Genomic DNA, 2,277 nt, shown 5'->3' on the forward strand with positions numbered 1-2,277 from the left:
CTCCCCGAACACCTCATCCCCACCCACCTCACCACCCTCGACAAACTCCCCCTCACCCCCAACGGCAAAATCGACAAACGCGCCCTCCCCGAACCTATAACTGTCACGGCTTCGACGCGCGCGCCGCAGACCCAGCTCGAAGAGATCACGCTCGCCCTCTTCAACCGAGTGCTGAGCACCGCCGACCCGGTGGGGATCGACGACAGCTTCTTCCACCACGGCGGCCACTCCCTCCTCGCCGCCCGCCTCACCAACCACATCGCCGACACCCTCGGTGTCCGGCTGACCATCCGCGACGTCTTCCAGCACCCCACACCCGCACGCCTCGCCCAGCACATCAGCACCCTCAAGGGCCGCCCCGCACTCCCGCCCCTGACCGCCGGCGCATCGACCGACGACAACGACACCCCGCTGTCCTACGCCCAACGCCGACTCTGGCTGCTCGCCGAACTCGACGGCGACACCACCGCCTACAACGTCCCGATGGCCATCCACCTCGAAGGCCCACTCGACGCCGGCACTCTGGAGGCGGCCCTCAACGACGTCGTCGAACGCCACACCCCTCTCCGTACCGTCTTCACCACCGTCGACGGCGAACCACGACAGCGTGTCCTCCCCGTGACGCACGCCCGGGTGGCGGTCGAACGCCGTGACGTGGCCCGCGACGAGCTGGACGGGGCCATGGCGGAAGGCGCCCGTCACGTCTTCGACCTCCGCAACGAACTCCCCCTGAGGGCGTCCTTGTTCAGAGTCGCCGAGGACTCATGGGTGTTCTTCCTCCTGATGCACCACATCGCGACCGACGGCAGGTCCACCACCGTCCTCTTCGACGACCTGTCACAGGCCTACCAGGCACGTGTCGTCGGCACCGAGGGCCAGGTACTGGAACCGCTCAAGGTGCGTTACGCGGACTACGCGGTCTGGCAGCAGCGGGCACTGGGCTCGCCCGAGGACACCGACAGCATCCTGTCCCAGGAACTCGCCTACTGGCGCGAGACCCTGGACGGGCTGCCCGAGGAACACGCGCTGAACCTCGACCGTCCCCGCCCCGCACACGCCACACACCGCGGCGGACAGGTGGAAGTACCGCTCGGAGAGGACCTGTTCGAACAGATCGGCGCACTCGCCCGCGCCGAGGGGTGCACCCCCTTCATGGTCGTACATACGGCCCTCGCCGCCGCGTTGACCCGGCTCGGCGCCGGTACGGACCTCACCATCGGCACCCCCGTCGCCGGCCGCACCGACGAAGCACTCCGCGACCTGATCGGGTTCTTCGTCAACACCCTCGTCCTGCGCACCCGCACCGACAGCAACCCCACCTTCCGCCAGCTCCTCGACCACGTCCGCACCACCGACCTCGACGCCTTCGCCCACCAGGACGCCCCCTTCGACCTCGTCCTCGACACCCTCAACCCCACCCGCACCCTCGCCCGCCACCCCCTCTTCCAGATCTGCCTCACCCTGGAAACGGGAGGCGTGCCGGAGCTGCGGCTGGGCGAGGTCCGGGTCGCCGACGTCACCGGTGTCACGAGTGGCGCGGCCAAGTTCGACCTGGAGTTCCTGCTCCGCTCGGACGACGGTCAGGGTCTCTGCGGCACGGTTCTCTTCGCCGAGGACCTGTTCGACCACTCCACCGTCCGGCGCATGGTGACCGTGCTGGGTGAGGTGCTGCGACAGGTGCTGGCCGATCCCGACCTGCACCTCATGGAGCTCGATGTGCTCGCGGACAGCGAGCGAAGGCTACTGCTCGGGCCGTGGGCCGGGTCCGTGGCCGACATCGGTGACACCTCACTGGTCGAGCGGTTCGAGGACCAGGCCGCGCACGCGCCGGAAGCGGTCGCGCTGATCGACGGCGAGCGGCGGATCACCTACGGAGAGCTGAACGCGGACGCCAACCGCTGGGCCCACCACCTGCGTTCACAAGGACTCGGCCGCGGCGACCTCGCCGGCATCCTCCTGGAGCGCGACGCCACCTTCGCGACCGCGGTGATCGCCGTCCTCAAAACCGGCGCCGGCCACGTACTCCTCGACCCCGACTTCCCCGACGAACGACTCCGCAATGCCGCCGACGATGCCGGCATCAGCCACCTGGTGACCCGCACCGGTCTGGCCGACCGCCTCAAGGGCGTCTGGACGACGTCGGTCGAAGGCCCGGACGACGTCCTGGACCACTCACCGGAGAACCCGGGCCTGCCCATTCAGGGCGATGACGTGGCGTGCGTGATGTTCACCTCCGGATCCACCGGACGCCCCAAGGGCATCCTCTCCTCCCACCGC

The 2,277-nt window shown here is 69.0% G+C and carries 2 protein-coding genes; one reads left to right on the forward strand and one right to left on the reverse strand.

Annotation, left to right across the window (positions count from 1 at the left end; translation table 11 throughout):
- The coding region (locus ACWCSV_RS34505) for a hypothetical protein (protein ID WP_451149209.1) at positions 1-219 on the reverse strand (219 nt) is incomplete at its 3' end.
- Here ACWCSV_RS34505 and ACWCSV_RS34510 point away from each other — a divergent pair.
- On the forward strand, positions 190-2,277 hold a 2,088-nt coding region (locus tag ACWCSV_RS34510; protein WP_451149211.1), incomplete at its 3' end, for a condensation domain-containing protein. The genes ACWCSV_RS34505 and ACWCSV_RS34510 overlap by 30 nt on opposite strands.

The organism is Streptomyces sp. NPDC001770, from assembly GCF_053596135.1.